The 19,161-nt window shown below is 69.4% G+C and carries 17 protein-coding genes; 12 read left to right on the top strand and 5 right to left on the bottom strand.

Features of this window, described 5'->3' with window-relative positions; translation table 11 throughout:
* Position 1 precedes the first annotated feature (1 nt).
* The 4 genes from pstC (at position 2) to EXE41_RS00070 (ending at position 4,785) form a co-directional block, all read left to right on the top strand.
* Complete coding sequence (gene pstC / locus EXE41_RS00085; protein WP_089308007.1) at positions 2-976, top strand: phosphate ABC transporter permease subunit PstC; 975 nt, start codon at positions 2-4, stop codon at positions 974-976.
* Entirely contained in the window at positions 976-2,742 is a 1,767-nt protein-coding gene (gene pstA, locus EXE41_RS00080) for a phosphate ABC transporter permease PstA (protein WP_137689969.1), read from the top strand. The genes pstC and pstA overlap by 1 nt, the downstream gene beginning before the upstream one ends.
* 1 nt (position 2,743) lies before the next feature.
* Positions 2,744-3,577 (top strand): phosphate ABC transporter ATP-binding protein PstB, encoded by an 834-nt coding sequence (gene pstB / locus EXE41_RS00075; protein ID WP_137689968.1) that lies wholly within the window; start codon positions 2,744-2,746, stop codon positions 3,575-3,577.
* Between the two features lie 155 nt (positions 3,578-3,732).
* Positions 3,733-4,785, top strand: a complete 1,053-nt coding sequence (locus EXE41_RS00070) for a sodium:calcium antiporter (RefSeq protein WP_086215904.1) — start codon at positions 3,733-3,735, stop codon at positions 4,783-4,785.
* Between the two features lie 52 nt (positions 4,786-4,837).
* Here the strand turns inward: EXE41_RS00070 and EXE41_RS00065 are convergent, their stop codons facing one another.
* Complete coding sequence (locus EXE41_RS00065) at positions 4,838-5,770, bottom strand: VOC family protein (protein WP_137689967.1); 933 nt, start codon at positions 5,768-5,770, stop codon at positions 4,838-4,840.
* Between the two features lie 125 nt (positions 5,771-5,895).
* Between EXE41_RS00065 and EXE41_RS00060 the strand changes: the two genes are divergently transcribed.
* The 4 genes from EXE41_RS00060 (at position 5,896) to EXE41_RS00045 (ending at position 9,372) form a co-directional block, all read left to right on the top strand.
* The gene (locus EXE41_RS00060) at positions 5,896-6,315 is read left to right on the top strand and encodes a cobalamin B12-binding domain-containing protein (protein ID WP_049931484.1); all 420 of its coding nucleotides are present in this window, start codon (positions 5,896-5,898) and stop codon (positions 6,313-6,315) included.
* The gene (gene meaB / locus EXE41_RS00055) at positions 6,316-7,491 is read left to right on the top strand and encodes a methylmalonyl Co-A mutase-associated GTPase MeaB (protein WP_089308005.1); all 1,176 of its coding nucleotides are present in this window, start codon (positions 6,316-6,318) and stop codon (positions 7,489-7,491) included.
* Positions 7,492-7,581: 90 nt separating this feature from the next.
* Complete coding sequence (locus EXE41_RS00050; protein ID WP_137689966.1) at positions 7,582-8,535, top strand: alpha/beta fold hydrolase; 954 nt, start codon at positions 7,582-7,584, stop codon at positions 8,533-8,535.
* 78 nt (positions 8,536-8,613) lie between these two features.
* Entirely contained in the window at positions 8,614-9,372 is a 759-nt protein-coding gene (locus tag EXE41_RS00045) for a response regulator (RefSeq protein ID WP_137689965.1), read from the top strand.
* A gap of 64 nt (positions 9,373-9,436) precedes the next feature.
* Here EXE41_RS00045 and EXE41_RS00040 read toward each other — a convergent pair whose 3' ends face one another.
* On the bottom strand, positions 9,437-9,955 hold the full coding sequence (locus EXE41_RS00040) for a DUF4442 domain-containing protein (protein WP_049931488.1): 519 nt from the start codon (positions 9,953-9,955) through the stop codon (positions 9,437-9,439).
* Positions 9,956-10,411: 456 nt separating this feature from the next.
* Between EXE41_RS00040 and EXE41_RS00035 the strand changes: the two genes are divergently transcribed.
* Positions 10,412-11,404, top strand: a complete 993-nt coding sequence (locus EXE41_RS00035) for a TIGR00269 family protein (RefSeq protein WP_049931489.1) — start codon at positions 10,412-10,414, stop codon at positions 11,402-11,404.
* A gap of 66 nt (positions 11,405-11,470) precedes the next feature.
* Here the strand turns inward: EXE41_RS00035 and ftsZ are convergent, their stop codons facing one another.
* The 3 genes from ftsZ to EXE41_RS00020 all read right to left on the bottom strand — a co-directional run bounded on the left by ftsZ (position 11,471) and on the right by EXE41_RS00020 (position 13,749).
* Entirely contained in the window at positions 11,471-12,721 is a 1,251-nt protein-coding gene (gene ftsZ, locus EXE41_RS00030) for a cell division protein FtsZ (protein ID WP_049931490.1), read from the bottom strand.
* A gap of 4 nt (positions 12,722-12,725) precedes the next feature.
* Entirely contained in the window at positions 12,726-12,905 is a 180-nt protein-coding gene (locus EXE41_RS00025; RefSeq protein WP_006111915.1) for a ribbon-helix-helix domain-containing protein, read from the bottom strand.
* 214 nt (positions 12,906-13,119) lie between these two features.
* Positions 13,120-13,749, bottom strand: coding sequence for a zinc ribbon domain-containing protein (locus tag EXE41_RS00020; protein ID WP_137689964.1), 630 nt, complete (start codon positions 13,747-13,749; stop codon positions 13,120-13,122).
* A gap of 178 nt (positions 13,750-13,927) precedes the next feature.
* On the opposite strand from EXE41_RS00020, the gene EXE41_RS00015 reads away from it, so the two are divergent.
* The 3 genes from EXE41_RS00015 to EXE41_RS00005 are packed head-to-tail and all read left to right on the top strand — an operon-like array spanning position 13,928 to position 18,989.
* Positions 13,928-14,410 carry a hypothetical protein gene (locus tag EXE41_RS00015; protein WP_049931492.1) on the top strand — a complete coding sequence of 161 codons (483 nt, stop codon included), beginning with the start codon at positions 13,928-13,930 and terminating at the stop codon, positions 14,408-14,410.
* 18 nt (positions 14,411-14,428) lie between these two features.
* The gene (gene smc, locus EXE41_RS00010) at positions 14,429-18,010 is read left to right on the top strand and encodes a chromosome segregation protein SMC (RefSeq protein ID WP_137689963.1); all 3,582 of its coding nucleotides are present in this window, start codon (positions 14,429-14,431) and stop codon (positions 18,008-18,010) included.
* Positions 18,003-18,989 (top strand): ScpA family protein, encoded by a 987-nt coding sequence (locus EXE41_RS00005; RefSeq protein WP_137689962.1) that lies wholly within the window; start codon positions 18,003-18,005, stop codon positions 18,987-18,989. The genes smc and EXE41_RS00005 overlap by 8 nt, the downstream gene beginning before the upstream one ends.
* Positions 18,990-19,161: the final 172 nt, after the last annotated feature.

Here is a 19,161-nt window from a genome sequence, read left to right as displayed (position 1 = left end):
CGTGACTGACAGCACAGAGAGTCCCGACCTGTCGCGGCGGGGCGGGCTCACACGACTGAAAGAGGGAACCTACGGCGGCCTGTTCGCGGCGTGTGCGGCGATAACCCTGCTCACCACGGCCGCAATCTTTGTCACGCTCCTGTCGGACGCGGTGGTGTTCTTCCGCTCGATCTCGATCGCCGAGTTCCTCACCGGCACCAACTGGAGCCCGAACCCGGCCGGCGGCGGGCAGGCGTTCGGCATCATCCCGCTTCTCATCGGGACGATCACGGTGACGATCACCGCGGCGTTCATTTCGATCCCGATCGGGACGCTCACGGCAATCTACCTCAGCGAGTACGCGACCCCGAACGCCCGGTCGATCCTGAAACCGCTGTTGGAGATCCTCGCGGGGATCCCGACGGTCGTGTACGGGTACTTCGCGCTCGTGTACGTCACTCCGGCGCTGAAGGCGACGCTGTTCCCGGAGATGAGCACGTTCAACGCCCTGTCCGCGTCGATCATGGTCGGGATCATGACGATCCCGATGGTGTCGTCGATCTCCGAGGACGCCATGAGCGCCGTGCCCGACGAGCTGCGGCAGGCCGGCTACGGGCTCGGCGCGACCAAGTTCGAGGTGTCGACCGGCATCGTCGTCCCGGCGTCGATCTCCGGGATCGCCTCCTCGTACATCCTCGCCGTCTCCCGCGCTATCGGCGAGACGATGATCGTCGTCGTCGCCATGGGCGCGCAGGCGCGGATGCCCGCGGTCCGGGAGGCGCTCTTCGGTATCCCCTTCGTCAACCCGGCCGACGTGCTCTTGGAGTCCGGGATGACCATCACCGTCGCGATGGTCCAGATCACCGGCGGCGACCTCACCGGCGGGACGCTCCCGTACAACTCCATGTTCGCGCTCGGCCTCGCGCTGTTCGCGGTAACGCTCGTCATGAACGTGATCAGTGATATCATCGCGCAACGCTACCGGGAGGAGTACTGATGGCGACCGACAACGCGAACGCGAACGGCTTCGGCGAGGTCAGTCGAGTCCGGGGAATCGTCTTCGAGTACCTGTCCCTGGGCGCGAGCGTGTTCGGCCTCGTCGCGCTCGGCGTGCTCCTCGTGTACGTCGCCATCGACGCCTTCGATCTCGCGAACGCGAGCCCGGAGTGGCTGCTGACGTACTTCCTCACGCTCGTCGTCCCGTTCCTCGCGTTCTGCCTGTACAGCGCGAGCGACCCGACCGTGACCCGACGCGCGCTCGGCGCGCTCGGCGGCGGCCTCGTCGCCGTCGCCGCGCTGTTCACCGCCATCGAGGCGCTCGTCGTGCCGATTCCGCGGCTCAACTGGCAGCTCGCGTACCTCTTCGTCGTCGCGGCCCCGGTCACCGCGTACCTCGCGTACGTCGGCAGCGGCGGCCGCGTCGGCGCGGTCGGCTTCGGACTCCTCGGGCGGCTGGTCGGCGGAGCCGCCGTCGGGCTCGCGGTCGGCACGCTGTTCCTCGTGTTCGACCCGCTGCTGTGGTTCCTCGCGTACACGCTCGGGGTCCTCCCGGCCGTCGGGCTGTACGCGTTCGGGCGGCGACGGTCGACGCCCCGAGCGCGGACCGCGGCGGCGCCGGTCGGCCTCGGCGGACTGGTCGCCGCGGTGTTCCTCCGCGAGGTGATCCCGACGTACCCGTCGGACCTGATCATCTACCTCTGGACGGTCGCCGTCCCGGTCGCGGTCGCGGGGGCGCTCCTCGTCGCCGACCGCCGGGGGCGCGTCGCCGCGGCCGCCGTCGGCGGCGTCCCGCTCGCCGCCGCGACTGCCGGGGGGTTCCTAGCGCCCGGCGCCGGGCTGCCCTCCCCGACGGTCCTCCTCGTGCTCGTCTCGATCGGCGTGCCGACCGCGGTGTACGTCTCTCGCGTCGTCGACGCCGGCGAGGGTCTCGCCGGCCTCGGGCTCCCGCTGCTCCTCGCCGCGGGCGCGGTCCTGGGCGCGCTGATCGTCGGAGCACTTGGCTTTCCGGCCCCCGACCCGTGGCTCGACGGGTCGTTCCTCACGGCGGCACCCTCTCGGACGCCGTCGGACGCCGGACTCTATCCGGCCATCGTCGGGTCCGTCATCATCATCGCGCTGGTCGCCGTGCTGTCGTTCGCGCTCGGGGTCGGCACCTCCGTCTTCCTGGAGGAATACACGCCGGGGACCGGGCCGCTCGGGACGCTGACGCGGATCCTCCAGGTCAACATCGCGAACCTCGCGGCGGTGCCGTCGGTCGTCTACGGGCTCCTCGGGCTGGGACTGTTCGCGAACCTCCTCGGGCTCGGCATCGGGACGGCGGTGACCGCGGCGCTGACGCTGTCGCTGCTCATCCTCCCGATCACGATCATCTCCGCGCAGGAGGCGATCCGGGCGGTGCCGGACGACCTCCGGCGCGGCTCCGACGCCATGGGCGCGACGCGCTGGCAGACGACGAAGAACGTGGTGCTGCCCGAGGCGATGCCGGGCATCCTCACCGGGACGATCCTCGCGCTCGGCCGCGCGATCGGCGAGACGGCGCCGCTGATCATGATCGGCGCGGCGACGACCGTGTTCAGGGCGCCGGACAGCCTGTTCAGTCGGTTCAGCGCCATGCCGATGCAGATCTACACGTGGGCCGGCTTCCCGCAGGCCGACTTCCGTTACGGCGTCGTCGCCGCAGGCGTTATCACGCTACTTCTCATCCTCGTCGGCATGAACGGGACGGCGATTCTGCTGCGGAACCGCGCGGAACGGGGGAGCTAACATGAGTAACACCACATCAGACGACTCGCTCATCACGACGGAGGTACAGGCGGACTCGGACGACGACAGCGCGGCGCCCGCCGCGGGCACCGCGGTGGCGGCGCGGAACCTGAACGTCTACTACGGCGACGAGCAGGCCATCGACGACGTGACGATGGAGATCCCCGAAGAGCGCGTCACCGCGCTCATCGGCCCCTCGGGCTGCGGGAAGTCGACGTTCCTCCGGTGTATTAACCGGATGAACGACATGATCGAGATCTGCCGCGTCGAGGGGGACGTGGAGTTCGGCGGCAAAAACGTGTACGACGCCGACGTCGACCCCGTCGCCCTGCGCCGGAAGATCGGGATGGTGTTCCAGAAGCCGAACCCGTTCCCGAAGTCGATCCGCGACAACGTCGCGTACGGGCTGAAGATCCAGGGGTTCGACGGCGACGTCGACGAGCGCGTCGAGGAGTCGCTGAAGGGCGCCGCGCTGTGGGACGAGGTGAAAGACCAGCTGGACTCCTCGGGCCTCGAACTCTCCGGCGGGCAACAGCAGCGCCTCTGTATCGCCCGGGCCATCGCACCTGACCCGGAGGTCATCCTTATGGACGAGCCGACCTCCGCGTTGGACCCCGTCGCGGCCTCGAAGATAGAGGACCTGATCGACGACCTCGCGGAGGAGTACACGGTCATCATCGTCACGCACAACATGCAGCAGGCGGCCCGGATCTCCGACCGGACGGCCGTGTTCCTCACCGGCGGCGAGCTGGTCGAGTACGACGACACGGCGAAGATCTTCGAGGACCCCGAAGCGCAGCGCGTCGAGGACTACATCACGGGCAAGTTCGGATAACGTTCCTCGAAATTCGCCCGGGGATCCGGAACGGCCGCCGACGCGGTGCGGTCGCCGCGCGCGGCGGGCGCCGTCCGGCGGACTGACGCACCGACGGCCGGACCACCCGAGCGCTTCCGGAATCACTAATCGGCTCCGTGCGTACCGATCGCACGGTGACGATACTCTACGAGCTCATCGGCGACCAGCCGCTCGCCGTCTGGATCGCGCTCGGCGTGATCGGGTTCCTCCTGACGTGGAAGGGCGCGAACGTCGTCGAGTCCACGACCTCGAAGATCAGCGACCACTTTGGCGTCTCGCAGGCGGTACAGGGCGGGCTGATCGTCGCGGCCGCCACGTCGTTCCCCGAGCTCGCGATCATCGTGATCTCCGTCTTGGTCCTCGGCGAGTTCGGCGTCGGCGCCGGTGCGCTCATCGGTACGGCGGTGTTCAACATCTTGGTCATCCCGGCCGCGGTCGCCATCACGAGCGGCGACACGGCGACGACGCAGGGGATCGTCTACCGCGACGCCATCTTCTACACCGTCGCGGTCCTCGCCCTCTTCGGCGTGATCGCCTTGGGCGTCCTCGGGACCGACGGGCGGGAGCTCGCCCGGATCTCCCCGCAGATGGGCGTCGGGCTGTTGGTACTGTACGGCGTGTACGTCATCCTGCTCGTCGGCGGCAAGAGCGGCGCGTCGGATCGGAAACGGGCCGAGTCGACGAACGTCCCGAAGCAGCTCGGCCTGTTCGCGGGCGGGCTGGCCGTCGTGCTCGTCGGCGTCGAGTCGATGATCGGCATGACGCTTCAGGTCGCCGACGCGCTCGGCGCGCCGCCGTTCCTGATCTCCGTGACCGTGCTCTCGGTGATGAGCTCGTTCCCGGACCTCCTCGTCGGCGTGAAGATGGGGCAGGCGGGCGACAAGCGGGCGGCGGTCGCGAACGTCTTCGGGACGAACACGTTCAACCTCGTCGCGGCGCTGCCGATCGGCGTCATCCTCGCCGGCGGGGTGTCGATCGGCTTCCTCACCTCCGTCCCGCTGCTTTTGTTCCTGTTTTACACGACGCTCGTCGTCGTGGTGCTGTCCGCGACGGACTTCGAGATATCGACCGAGGAGGGGTACGTCTTCCTCGCCATGTACGCGGTGTTCCTCGGGTGGATGACGACCGAGGCGCTCGGGGTCACCGCCTTCCTGACCGAGTCGACGCTCCGGACGATCGTCGGGTGAGCGGTTCGTGAGCCGGTCCGAGGCCGGCCACTGAGCGGACCCGCGGGACCGACTACTCAGTCAGAACGCGGACCTCGATGCCGTCGGTGTCAGTGACTACGATCCCGTCGTCGCGCTCGGCGACCGCAAACTCGGCGTCGCCCTCGGCCGCGACCGCGTCGAGCCGCGTTCGGACCGCGTCCAGCGCGGCCACGTCCGGAACGATCACCTCGAACCACGCCAGCCCGCGCCCGCCGGCCGGCGTCGTCCGCCCTCGCCACGTGTTCGCGCCGAGGTGGTGGTGGTAGCCGCCGGCCGCGACGAACCGGACGTCAGGGCCGCTCATCCCCGTCGCGAAGCCGAGTCCGTCGACGTACACCGCCTCGAACGCCGACAGCGAGGTCACTTCGAGGTGTACGTGACCCAAATCGGTGTCGGCGGGAGCGCGATCGACGAGGGCGGCGGAGCCGACTCCGCCGCCGTCGCTCCCGTCGCCGGCGGCCTCGGCGACTCCTTCGATATCGAGCGGTTCGGTCGCCATCCGCGCCGTTCCGCTCCCGGTGCGGGGCCACTCCTCCCGCGGCCGATCGCGGTATATCTCCACCCCGTTTCCCTCCGGGTCGTCGAGGTACAGCGCCTCGCTGACGAGGTGGTCGGAGGCGCCGTCGAGGCGCCACCCCTCCCGGACGCGCGCCAGCGCCTCGCCGAGCGCGGCCCGCGAGGGAACACGAAACGCGGTGTGGAAGAGCCGGGCGTCGCTCCGCTCTCGGTCCGGCGCGTCGGCGTCGCGTTCCAACACGAGCAGCGGGGCCCCTCCCGCCCCGAGCGTCGCGCGCCCGTCGTTGCGGTCGAGGACGGAGAGCCCGACCACGTCGCGGTAGAACGCGACCGCCTCGTCGAGGTCGGCGACCCGGAGCGCCGCGCGGCCGATCCGCGTTTCGGGCGGAAGGCCGCCTCCGCGGTCGCTCGCGGCGGTAGCGGAATCGCCGTCGTTGGTGTCGGTCACGAGACGATCTACGGTCGTCCGCGCGTTCAACGCGTCGGTGGCGGATCCGGACCGGAGGGGGTCCCCCGCTCGGACCTTCCCTATCTTCCGTTAGAATCAAGCGGGCACGTGACCCACCATGGGGCATGAGTGCCGAACAGCAGGAGCGGGCCGTCCGGTGTCTGGTCGCGAAGGTGGGGCTCGACGGCCACGACCGGGGCGCACACGTGATCGCGCGGGCGTTCCGCGACGCCGGCTTCGAGGTCGTCTACTCCGGGCTCCACCGGGCGCCCGAGGACATCGTTCAGGCGGCGGTTCAGGAGGACGTGGACGTGCTCGGCATCTCGATTCTCTCGGGCGCGCACAACACCTTGGTCCCGAAGGTGATCGAGGGGCTCGAGGAGTACGACGCGTTCGACGACACCCTCGTCCTCGTCGGCGGGATCATTCCGGACGAGGACGAGGACGACCTGAAGGAGCTCGGCGTCGCCGAGGTGTTCGGCCCCGGGACGCCGATGGAGGAGACGATCGAGTTCATCCGGAACAACGTTCCGGAGCGCGCGTAGATGGCCGGGCCGGACGCATCCGCGGTCGCCGACGCGCCGACGCTCTCCGAGGCGGACGCCGCGCTCGTCGAGGACCTCCTCGCGGGGAGCCACCGCGCCCTCGCCCGCGTGATCACCAAGATCGAGAACCGGACGCCGGGCTACCGGGCGATCGTCTCCGCGCTCCACGAGCACACCGGCGGCGCGGACGTGGTCGGGATCACGGGCTCGCCCGGCGCCGGGAAGTCGACGCTCGTCGACAAGCTCGCCGCCGCCTACCGCGAGCGCGGTGACACGGTCGGCGTGATCGCGGTCGACCCCTCTTCGCCGTACACCGGCGGCGCCGTCCTCGGCGACCGTATCCGGATGGGGTCGAACGTCGGCGACATGGACGTGTTCTTCCGGTCGATGAGCGCGCGCGGTCAGCTCGGGGGACTCTCGACGGCGACCGCGGACGCCGTGAAGGCGCTCGACGCCTTCGGGAAGGACTTGGTCGTGTTAGAGACCGTCGGCGCCGGACAGAACGAGGTGGACGTGGTCCGCACGGCCGACACGGTCGCGGTGCTCGTCCAGCCCGGCTCCGGCGACGACGTCCAGACGCTGAAGGCCGGCATCCTCGAGATCGGCGACGTGTTCGTCGTCAACAAGGCCGACATGGACGGCGCACAGCGGACCGTCGCCGAGCTAGAGGAGATGGTCCACCGCCGCGAGGGCGGTACGACCGGACGCGACGCCGGCCACCACGGCGCGACCTCGACGGCCCCGACCGGCGCCGGGGGCTCGTCGTCCGATCACGGCGACGGTGACCGCGCGGGTGGGTCCGGACACAGCGGGTCCGATCCGCACGCGGACGATTCCGACGGGTCGTGGACGCCCGACGTGTTAGAGACCGTCGCGAACACCGGCGAGGGCGTGGCGGCGCTGATCGAGACGTTCGACGCGCACGCGGCCTACCTCCGGGAGTCCGGTCGGATCGCGGCGACGGAGCGGCGCCGGTACGCCGAGGAGATCCGCACGCTCGTGCGGGCGGACGTGGGGTCGCTCGCGACCGCCGAGATCGAACGGCACGGCGGGATCGACCGGCTCGCGGAGCGCGTCCGCGACCGGGAGACGGACCCGTACGCGGTCGCCGAGGCGATCGTCGGTCCGATCGCCGACTGCGTCGACGAGGCCGCGGACGGCGACGCCGGCGACTGACGGGCGGTTCCCCGAACGCCCGGCCCGCTCCGAGTGGCGGCGTTCCGCCGCGTCCCACGAGTATAAGTCGCCAGCGAACCAACAGTTTGTATGAAGCTCAGGAACCTCCTCGGCGGCGCCGTCCTCGGCGTCGGCGCGCTCGCCGCGCTCAACACCGGCCTCCGCTACGAGGGCGAACTGGAGCCCCCGCTCGACGGCGACGACGGCCTCTTCCGCTGGCGCGGGATGGACGTCGCGTACACCGAGGCGGGCGATCCGGACGACCCCGACCTCGTGTTGCTCCACGGGATCAACGCCGCCGGTTCCTCCGGCGAGTGGCGCGCGGTGTTCGACGACCTGGCCGACGAGTACCACGTCGTCGCGCCCGACTTCCCGGGGTACGGCCGCTCCGACCGGCCGCCGCTCCGGTACTCCGCGGCGCTGTACGAGGACTTCGTTCACGACTTCCTCGCCGAGTTCGACGAGCCCGCGGTCGTCGCCTCCTCGCTGTCGGCGGCGTACGCGGCCGCCGCGGTCGACGACGGCGACGCGGACGGCGGGGTCGAGCTGAGCGGCTTCCTCGCCGTCTGTCCCACCGCGACCGCGGGGCCGAGTCCGGCGAAGGGGTGGCTCCGCGAACTGCTCCGCGCGCCGCTCGTCGGCCGGGCGCTGTTCAACGCCCTCACGGCGAAGCCGTCGATACGGTACTTCAACGCCGACCACGGCTACGACGACCCGGCGAACCCGAGCGCGGAGTGGACCGACTACGAGTGGCGCACGACCCACGTCGAGAACGCGCGCTTCGCGCCCGCGTCGTTCGTCTCCGGGACGCTCAACAGCGAGATCGACCTCGCGGCCGCGCTCGCCGACCTCGACGTCCCCCCGACGATCGTCTGGGGCCGAGAGGCGACCGTGAGCCCCCTGACGGACGGCCGCGAACTCGCGGACGCGGCCGACGCGCGCCTCGTCGTCTTCGACCGCGCGCGGCTGCTCCCGCACGTCGAACACCCCGACCGCTTCGTCGAGACGGTCGAGGAGGCGCTCGTCGCCGGCGCGACCGCGTAACGACCGGTCTCGTCCGCGATTCTCAGCCCTGAATATCGAACGGTCACGGATAAGTACGCCACTCCCCGAGGACTCGCAATGACGGACACGTTTCGCCTCCTGTGCGTCGACGACGAACCGGGGCTGGCCCGGCTCGTGGCGACGCACCTCGAACGAGACGACGACCTCGGCTGCGAGACGGCGGCCGAGACGGACCCTCGCGAGGCGCTCCGCCGCGTCGAGCGCGAGTCGTTCGACTGCGTCGTCAGCGACTACGACATGCCCGGCCTCACCGGCGTCGAACTGCTCTCGGCGGCGCGCGAGGCCGAGCCGGAGCTCCCGTTCCTGCTGTTCTCGGCGACCGGTCCCGACGAGATCGCGGCCGAGATGGTCCGCGAAGGCGTCAGCGACTACGTCTCGAAACACGGCGGTGCGGACGGTTACACCGCACTGCTCCGCCGCGTCAAACGCGCCGAGGCAGGCGAGCGCGGGCGCCTCGACGCCGGCTTCGACGACGGCCGCCCCTCGGACGTCGCGCTCGACGGCGTCTGTACCGTGGGACCGGACGGCACCTTCGAGTTCGTCGGCGAGGAGTACGGCGAGCTGTACGGGTACGACCCCGAGGAGCTCGAAGGTGAGCCGTGGCAGCGGCTCCACCCCGCCGACGAAGTCGAGCACATCCGCACCCACATCATCCCGGCCGTAACCGGCGGCGAGCGGTGGAGCGGGACGAGCACGGGGCTCCGGGCGGACGGCAGCCGGTTCGCCGAGTCGAAGATGGTGAGCACCACCGCGGACGACCGGTTGGTCATCTCGGTGTCGCCGCTCGACGCCGTCGGACGCGCCGCCGACGACTGAGCCGACCCGCCGCCGGCTCGCGACGGCTTCTCACTGACGCCTTCGCAGTCCTCGCGACGGCTCCTCACTCGTCGCGGCGGACGTACAGCGTCTTCTCGCAGGCCGCGTGGACCCCCCCGTCCTCGTCGACGAGTGAGACGAGGTACTCGCGGTCGGTCGACTCGCCCGGGTCGAGTTCCTCGCGGATCGCCTCGGTTTCGTTGGACGGCAGTTCGAACTCCGCGTACAGCGTGTCGCGACCCGGCTCGATGAACTCCAGCGCCGCCGACTTGTCCCACACGGTGAACCCGTCGCCGAGGACGCGGCGGAGCATCATCATGTACACCGGGTCGATCGCGGCGTAGATACTGCCGCCAAAGATTGTGCCGACCGCGTTCCGGGTGCGCCAGTTCAGCGGAACCCGGATCCGGACGTACCGCCACCCGGCGGCGATGTGGTCGACGCGCGCCCCGGTCCCCCGGTACGCGGGCAGGAGGTTGAACCCGTACCGCCAGAGCCGGGTCCGGCGGCTCTCCGCCGGCGGGTCCTCGCGAAGCGGTCGCGGGTCGGGATCGCGGTCGACCCCGGTCGGGGAATCGGTCACGCCGATTCGGGGGGTTCCGCCGACAAACCGGTGTCGGAACCGGCGACAACGCGTCCGGGGTTTCACAGAGGAACAGGGAGGAATCCCACGGCTTCAGTCGTGGATCACTGGCGTCTAACACGCGTTTACGCGGATCTCGACGGCGCGTGCCTGCGAGCGGCCGACAGGCCGCGAGGAGCACGCCCGAGGGACGCCGCGAACGCCCGCGGGGCGTGAGCGGGAGCGAGGCGCGACGCGCCTCTGGCAGCCGGCGACGAGGCTGGGGAGGCGTGAGGTGCGGGGCCTCGCGGCTGGGGCCTCGGAGGCGGTTTCGACCAATCCGTGTTCCGCCACTCCCGAGCGAACGGTCGGGCTCTCGGAATCGTTTGCGCCGGCGTCGCCGCCGCCCCGTCTCACTACTCTCTTCGCGTAGCTGGCCCGAAACGGGTATCCCCGCGCGACCGCAACCCGACACCGATGGAGTGCGACAAGTGCGGGGCCGACGCGATCCACCACGCCGCCTACTCCGGGGCGCACCTCTGCGGCCAACACCTCCGGCAGTCGGTCGAGAAGCGCGTGAAGCGTCGGGTCCGCGAGGACGGCCTCCTCGACCCGGACGCGACCCCCGACGACCCCGACCGCTGGGTGATCGGCCTCTCCGGCGGGAAAGACAGCGTCGCCCTGACGACGATCCTGGACGACGTGTTCGGGAAGGACCCCCGCGTGGAGATGCTCGCCTTAACGATCCACGAGGGGATCGAGGGGTACCGCGACGCGAGCGTGGACGCCTGCGTGGAGCTGGCCGACGACCTCTCCATGCGCCACGAACTCGTGTCTTACGAGGAGGAGTTCGACGTGCGGATGGACGACGTGGTCGAAGACGACCCCGAGAATATGGCGGCCTGCGCGTACTGCGGCGTGTTCCGCCGCGACCTGCTGGAGAACTACGCCGCCGAGTTCGACGCGGACAAGCTGCTCACCGGACACAACCTCGACGACGAGGCGCAGACCGCCATGATGAACTTCCTCGAAGGCGACGTGCGGCAGGTCGCGAAACACTTCGACGCCTCGCTCGGGCCCTTCGACGAGCGCGGGGACACCGACGCGTTCGTCCCGCGTGCCAAGCCGCTCCGCGACGTGCCGGAAAAGGAGATCGCGCTGTACTGCCACGTCCGCGACCTCCCCACGCACATGGCGGAGTGCCCCCACGCCGAGGAGGCGTACCGCGGCGAGATCCAGTCGACGATCCACGCCTTAGAGGAGAACCACCCCGGCGCGCGCCACTCGATCATGGCCGGCTACGAGGAACTGTCCGCGCTCGCGGCCGACGCCTACCGCGGGGACGGCGAGAAGGGAGACGACGCCGACGGCGAGAGCTCCGCCCTCCGCGAGTGCGAGCGCTGCGGCTCGCAGACGAGTCGCGACGTCTGTCGGAAGTGCCGGCTGCTAGAATCGATCGAAGCCGTCTGAGCGCGGAAGACGCGCGCCGGCGCGTCGGAAAAAGTCGACCGCGGTCGATCCCCGGACGACCGAGGGTCAGCGGATGACGTCGAGTCCGTTGTTCTTCTCGATCTGGTCGCTGCCGCCGTCGGACTCCCAGCCGCGGTCGGTGCCGCCGGAGACCGCCGGCTCGCCCCTGTTGCCCGCGCCGCCTGCGCCGCCCGCACCGCCTGCTGCCTCGTTCGCCTCGGCGGCCCGGGAGCGCGAGTCGCCGAGGTCGTCGGCGTTGACCGCCGCCCGTGACTTGTCGGCCTGCTTCTGGGTGGAGGGGCCGAGTACCTGCGCGCTCTGGACGCCCGTCATGATCGCCATGACGCGCACCTTCCCCTTGTACTCCTCCTGGATGCGTGCGCCCCAGATCACGTTGGCGCTCGCCTCCAGCCGCTCGGTGATGTTGTTCGCGATTCCCTCGGCCTCCTTCAGCGTGAGGTCCGGGCCGCCAGTGATGTGGACGAGCCCGCCGGAGGCGCCGCGGTAGTCGACGTCGAGCAGCGGGTGGTTCATCGCGTCGTTGACCACCTCTTGGGTCTTGTTCTTGTCCTGCGTCTCGCCGACGAGCATGACCGCGACGCCGCCTTGGTTCATGATCGTCGACATGTCCGCGTAGTCGAGGTTGATGAGGCTCGGTTGGGTGATCGTCTCGGAGATCCCCTTCACCGTCTCCGCGATGATCTGGTCCATCACGGAGAACGCCTTCCCGATCGGCAGGTTCGGGACGTAATCGAGCAGGCGGTTGTTGTCGAGGACGATGATCGAGTCGGCCTCGTTCCGGAGGTCTTCGAGCCCCTCTTCGGCTTTCACCGTGCGGGCGCGCTCGACGTTGAACGGGGTCGACACCATCCCGACGACGATGGCGCCCTGCTCTTTGGCGATCTTCGAGACGACGGGCGCCGCGCCGGTGCCCGTGCCGCCGCCCATGCCGGCGGTGACGAAGACGAGGTCCGCGTCGCCGAGCACCTCTTTGATCGTCCCCTGCGCCATCTCCGTGGCGCGCTCGCCCATCTTGGGGTCGCCGCCGGCACCGAGCCCCTGCGTGAGCGACTTGCCCACGAGGATCTTGGTGTCGGCCTCGATCATCTTGAGGTGCTGTTTGTCCGTGTTGATGGCGACGGTGTCGGCGCCGTCGACGCCGATGTTGTACAGCCGGTTGACCGTGTTGTTCCCGGCGCCGCCGGCACCGACGATGACGATCCGGGGGTCCCCGAACTCGTCGTCGTCCATGTCGACGTCCATGTCGCGTTTCTCCGCTTCCGCGTTGTCGAGGGCGTCCTGAACGAGATCTTGCATCAGTTTACACCTTCGCCCAGCTGCGGTTGCGGCCGCGCTCGTCGCGCTCGCCGTCCTGTTCGTTCAACATGTCGCGGACGGCCGACCGGATCGCCTCGCTCCGGTTCGGGAACTCGCCCGTTTCCACCATCTGTTCGACCTCGTCGATCTGCTGTTTCGGGATTCGTAGTGTCACACGCTCCATTGTATTCCCCCGGTAAGACGGCGAACACGCGACGCGTGTGTCTTACAGTCCGGAGCCGCCCGGGCAGGGGGCCGTGCCCCGAGCCGGACGCCCGTTGTAAGACGACCGTCTTACGCAACTCAAATCACCGAGGCTACCAATATAAAACTATCGGACGTTGTAAGACAAACCGCTGAGTCGGTCGATTTCGACGGATTTGAGCGCTTACAACCTGTTACCTGTCTTTCAATACGTCTGCGGCCGGGGTCCGCCGACCGCAGCCAGGGCAGAACGCCCAGTCCGTCCGGATCTCGTCACCGCACTCGCAGAACGCTCTGTGCGACTGCTTTTCTCCGCAGTTCGGGCAGTACACGTGCTCTCGCGGGACGACCTCGCCGCAGCCACCGCAAGCACTTTCGCCCGTCTGCGCCTCACGGTTCCGGGCACCGACGCTATCCTCCGTCTTACGTCCGCCCGAGTCCGCCGCCTCGGCCGTCTCACGCGCCACACTGACGGCCTCCGCCGGCTCGCTCGACCCGGCTGACGGCGCGTCGAGCGTGACGTTTACGTTGACGTCGCCGGCGCCGCCGGGCGCGTACGCGGGTAGACCGGCGCTGTCCGCCGAGCCGAGCCGCTCGTCGAGCGCCGCGTCGAGCCGCTCCGTGATCAGCTCGTCGACGCGGTCCGCGAGGGCGTCGTCGACGCTCCCGGCCGCGGCGTCGGACGCGTCGGACGCGCCGTCCTCCGCGTCGACCTCGTCGAGGTGCGTCCGGAGCGCCTCCCGCATCACCTCGCTCTTGGAGGCGTCACACGCTTCCAGCCGGTCGACGAGGTCGTCGTCCGCCCGGAAGGTGATCTTGCTCATACCGGACTCGTACCGCCGGTCGGTACAAGTATCTTCCCCCGTTGTCTGACACGTTTACCGAATCCGAAATGTTTGGCCGAACGTCGATACGCCGCGGCGTTCGCCCCCGATCGTGGTATTTGGTCACACGTGTGTCTGACGCAGATTTATACGCGTCGCGCGAGCATGCGTGAATATAATGAGTAACCGCGTCGAGGACCTCGAACGGCAGGTCGCGGAGCTACAGGCGGCGGTCAACGGGCTCACCGAGGAGCTCGTCGAGATGAAGGAACGCGTCCGACAGCTCGAAGACGAGCGGTCGGTCGCGGTCGAGGCCGACGCCGCCGGCCCGGCGGCCGGCGCCGAGGCGAGTGCGTCCGACGCCGAGCCCGCGGCCGATCGCTCGGCGGGAGACGACCCCGCGGCCGAGGAGGCCGGGGACGACTCGGCGTCCGGCGGCGAGCGGACGACCCACTCCGACGACCACGTCGACGTCTTCGAGTCCGTCGAGGAGTCGTCCGACGGGGCGGACGCGGCCAGCGCGGACGCCGCGAGCGACGGTGAGGACGTCATCGTGCCCGAGCAGTCGGCGACGACGCCCGACGCCGACGCGGCGGCCGAGGAGCCCGCCGAGGACGACGAGGGCGAGTCGAGCGAGGGCGACGACATCATCGTCGCGTAACCGGTCGCCTCCGACCACATGCACATCACTGAAGTCGTTCTGGACGGGTTCAAGAGCTTCGGGCGAACGACGAGGATCCCCTTCTACGAGGACTTCACGGTCGTCACCGGCCCGAACGGCTCGGGGAAGTCGAACATCATCGACGGCGTGCTGTTCGCGCTCGGCCTCGCCCGCACTCGCGGGATCCGCGCCAAGAAGCTCACCGACCTCATCTACAACCCCGGCCACGACGACGGCGAGGCCGCCGACGGGCCGAACGAGGCCTCGGTGACGGTGGTTCTCTCCAACGAGGATGGGACCCTCGACCGGTCGCAGGTCGTCTCCGCGGCCGGCACGGAGAACGTCGGCGACGTCTCCGAGATCACGATCAAGCGGCGCGTCAAGGAGACCGAGGACAACTACTACTCGTACTACTACCTCAACGGCCGTTCGGTGAACCTCTCGGACGTTCAGGATCTGCTCGCGGCCGCGGGCGTGACGCCGGAGGGGTACAACGTCGTCATGCAGGGCGACGTCACCGAGATCATCAACATGACCCCCTACCAGCGGCGGGGAATAATCGACGAGATCGCGGGCGTCGCCGAGTTCGACGAAAAGAAGGAGGCCGCCTACGAGGAGCTCGACACCGTCGAGGACCGCATCGGCGAGGCGGACCTCCGGATCGGCGAGAAAGAGGACCGGCTCGACCGGCTCTCCGACGAGCGCGAGACCGCCCTCCAGTACCAGGAGCTCCGCGACGAGTTAGAGGAGTACCGCGGGTTCCGAAAGGCCTCCGAGCTGGAGGAGAAGCGCGACGCGCTCGCGACCGTCGAGGCCGACATCGACGAGGCCGAGGCGGACCTCGGTGAGCTCCGCGCGGAACTCGACGCCAGGCAGGGGAAGCTCACCCGGCTGGAGGAGGACCTCGAAGACCTCAACCACGAGATCGAGACGAAGGGCGAAGACGAGCAGATCGAGATCCGCTCGGAGATCGAGGAGATCAAAGGCGGGATCTCGCGGCTGGAAGACAGGATCGAGTCGGCGGAGTCGCGCGCCGAGTCCGCCGAGAACGACCGCCGGCAGGCGTTCGTCCAGATCGACCGCAAGGAGGAGACAATCGAGGAGTTGGAAGGCGAGATCCGCGAGACGAAAGTGGAGAAGGCGTCGGTGAAATCGGAGTTGGCGACGAAGCGCTCCGAGTTGGCCGACGTCGAGGCGGAGATCGAGGGTGCCGACACCGAGTTCGACGAGCTGAAGGCCGAGCTGTCGGAGAAGAAGGAGGCGATCGAGTCGCTCCGCGAGGAAAAAAACGAGACGCAACGCGAGAAAGACCGGCTGCTCGACGAGGCCCGCCGCCGCTCGAACGCGGTGAGCGAGGCTTGCGAGGAGCTGGAGGAGGCCCGGGAGTCGCTCCCGGAACACAAAGCGCGGATCTCCGAGCTGAAAGGGGAGCTCGACAAGGCCGAGAAGAATCAGGCGACCATCGAGGACGCGGTCGCCGACCTGTTCGCCGAGAAGGCGGAAGCAGAGGAGCGCCTCGAGGCGATCGAGGACACCCTCCGCGAGAAGCAGAATGAGTACGCCAAGCTGGAGGCGGCGGCCGACCAGCGCGGCGACGCCTCGTGGCCCCGGGCGGTCACCGAGGTGAAGAACGGCGGCATCGACGGCGTCCACGGCGCGGTCGGCGAACTCGCCTCTGTCGAAGCCCAGTACGCCGAAGCCTGCGAGACCGCGGCCGGCGGGCGGCTGGCGAACGTCGTCGTCGACGACGACGGCGTCGGCTCAACCTGTATCGACTACCTCAAGCGGCGCAACGCGGGCCGGGCGACGTTCCTCCCCGTCACGGAGATGGACGACCGGAGCCTGCCGCGGAAACCCTCGCTGCCGGGCGTCGTCGATTTCGCGCGGAACCTCGTCGACTACGACGCCGAGTACGAGTCGATCTTCTCGTACGTGCTCGGCTCGACGCTCGTCGTCGAGGACATGGCGACCGCCCGCGATCTGATGGGCGACTACCGGATGGTCACCCTCGACGGCGACCTCGTCGAGAAGTCGGGCGCGATGACCGGCGGCTCCGGCGGCGGCTCCCGCTACTCGTTCACGAAGTCCGGCGGCGGCAAGATCGAACGGCTCGCGACGGAGATCTCGGAACTCGAAGACGAGCGCCGGTCGGTCCAGTCCGAGATCGACGCGCTCGACGACGACATCGAGGACGCGCGCGACCGGAAGGCCGACGCGGCCGAGCGCGTCCGGTCGCTGGAGGCGGACGTCGAGCGCGCAGAAGACGACCTCGCGGAGGCGGAAGCCCGGATCGAGGAGCTAGAGGCCGAACTGGAGGAGCTGGAGGCGGAACGCGAGTCGGTCGACGCGGAGATGACCGCGTTAGACGAGGAGCTGGCGGAGACGGACGCGGAGATCGACGAGCTCGCGGCCGAGATCGACGAGATCGAGGCCGAACTCGCCGACTCGAAGATCCCCGAGCTCTCCGAGCGCGCCGACGAGATCCGCGCCGAGATCGGCGACCTCGACGACCGCATGAGCTCGCTCGACGGCCGGATCAACGAACTGGAGTTAGAGAAGGGGTACGCCGAGGACGCGCTCGACGACCTCCACGACGACGTCGAGGAGGCCCAGAACGCGAAGGCGGAGGCCGAGGAGGCGATCGCCGACCACGAGACGGCGATCGAGGAGAGGGAGGCGGAGCTCGAAGCGAAGAAGGAGGCGATCGCCGACCTCGAAGAAGAGCTCTCGGCGCTGAAAAGCGACCGCGAGGAACTCCGCGAGGAGATCCGCGAGGCGACGCAGGCGCGCGACGAGCAGCGGTCGCTCGTCGCCGAGGCCGAGTCGGACCTGTCGGACCTCACCGACCGCCGCGACCGCTTGGAGTGGGAGATCGACGAGTTAGAGTCGCAGGTCGGCGCCTACGAGGCCGACGAGATCCCCGACCTCGACGAGGTGGAGTCGCGGATCGAGGAGCTGGAGACCGAGATGGAGGCGTTAGAGCCGGTGAACATGCTCGCGATCGACGAGTACGAGGAGGTCGAGGCCGCGCTCGACGAGCTCCGGGAGCGCCGGGACGTGCTCGTCGAGGAGCGCGACGCCATCGAGGAACGCATCGAGGGGTACGAGGCGGCGAAGAAGGAGACGTTCATGCAGACGTTCGAGTCGATCAACGACCACTTCGAGGACATCTTCGCGCGCCTCTCGGCCGGGACGGGGGAGCTCGTCTTGGAGAACCCCGAGGACCCGTTCGAGGAGGGGCTGACCATGAAGGCCCAGCCCGCGGACAAGCCGGTCCAGCGGCTCGACGCGATGAGCGGCGGGGAGAAGTCGCTCACCGCCCTGTCCTTCATCTTCGCCGTTCAGCGCCACAACCCCGCGCCGTTCTACGCGCTCGACGAGATCGACGCCTTCCTCGACGCCGTCAACGCCGAGCGCGTCGGCGAGATGATAGAGGAGCTGGCCGAGGAGGCGCAGTTCGTCGTCGTCGGCCACCGCGCGGCGCTGTTGGAGCGCTCGGACCGCGCCATCGGCGTCACGATGCAGGGCGACAACCTCTCGGCGGTGACCGGGATGCAGTTCGGCGACGACGCCGACGAGGAGGTGAGTGCGGATGACTGAGAAGGGCGACGGGGCCGCCGGCGGCGTCCCGGACCTCGACCTGACGAGCGACCGCGACGGCGCGGCCCCGTTCACGGACGACGCGTCCGGAGACGAGGCGGAGTCGACCGGCGCGCCCGATTTGGACGTGCCCGACGTCTCACCGTCGGACGTGCCCGATGTCGCACCGCCGGACGAGACCGACGACGACGAGGTCGAGCCAGTCGAGCTCCTCGTCCAGCTCGCCGAGGAGGGCGAGATCGAACCGTGGGACATCGACATCGTCCAAGTGACGGACGCCTTCTTGGAGAAGCTCGACGAGACGGACCTCCGAACGACCGGCCGGGCGCTGTTCTACGCCAGCGTCCTCCTCCGGATGAAAAGCGACGGCATGCTGGCGGACGACGACGAGGACGAGGAGCCGGAGCCAGAGCCGTGGGAGGTCGCGATGGAGGGCGGCGCGCCCGACCCGGCCGCCGACGGGTTCGACCCGGTCGACAAGCTGGAGGCCGAGATCGACCGCCGGCTCGACCGGAAGAACACTCGCGGGTCGCCGGAGACGCTCGACGAGCTCGTGCGGGAGCTGCGCGAGGCCGAGCGCGGCTCGTGGTGGAAGGACTCCCGGGAGTACGACACCTCGGAGTCGCCGCACGGCCACGCCCGCGGCACGCAGACGCTCGACTACCGCGCCGGCGACGAGTTCCGGCAGGACGGCGAGCCGACCGCGGGCGAGGCGACCGACCGCACCCACGACGAGGACATCGAGGAGGTGATCGTGGAGATCGACGGCGTCCTCCGGAGGCACTTCGACCGCGGGCGCACGGAAGTGCTGTTCGCGGAGATCGAGAGCGCCGGCGGCCGCCCGTTCATGACGTACCTCGCGCTGCTGTTCATGGCCCACCGCGGCTCGGTCCGCCTCCAGCAGGACGACCTGTTCGGCGATCTCTGGGTGAAGGACCCGTCTGCGATGACCGCCGAGTCGGAAGCGATCGCGGACTAATACGTTTCTAGGGAGGGAACCGTCCCCAGTGATGTCGCCGTTCTGTAGTGAATAGCTGCCCGTCAATCGGCGGCGAACGCCTCCGAAGCCCCAGCCGTGAGGCGGGCAGACGCTCTCTGCGCTCCTCGTCGCTCGTTTCACTCGCTCCTGCGGTGCTTACGTCGCCTCTGCC

Origin of the sequence: Halorubrum sp. SD690R, from assembly GCF_005435035.1 — an archaeon.
Lineage (GTDB): Archaea > Halobacteriota > Halobacteria > Halobacteriales > Haloferacaceae > Halorubrum > Halorubrum ezzemoulense.
Note: the sequence above shows the minus strand (reverse complement) of the source record. Positions and strands in the feature narration are given on the sequence as shown.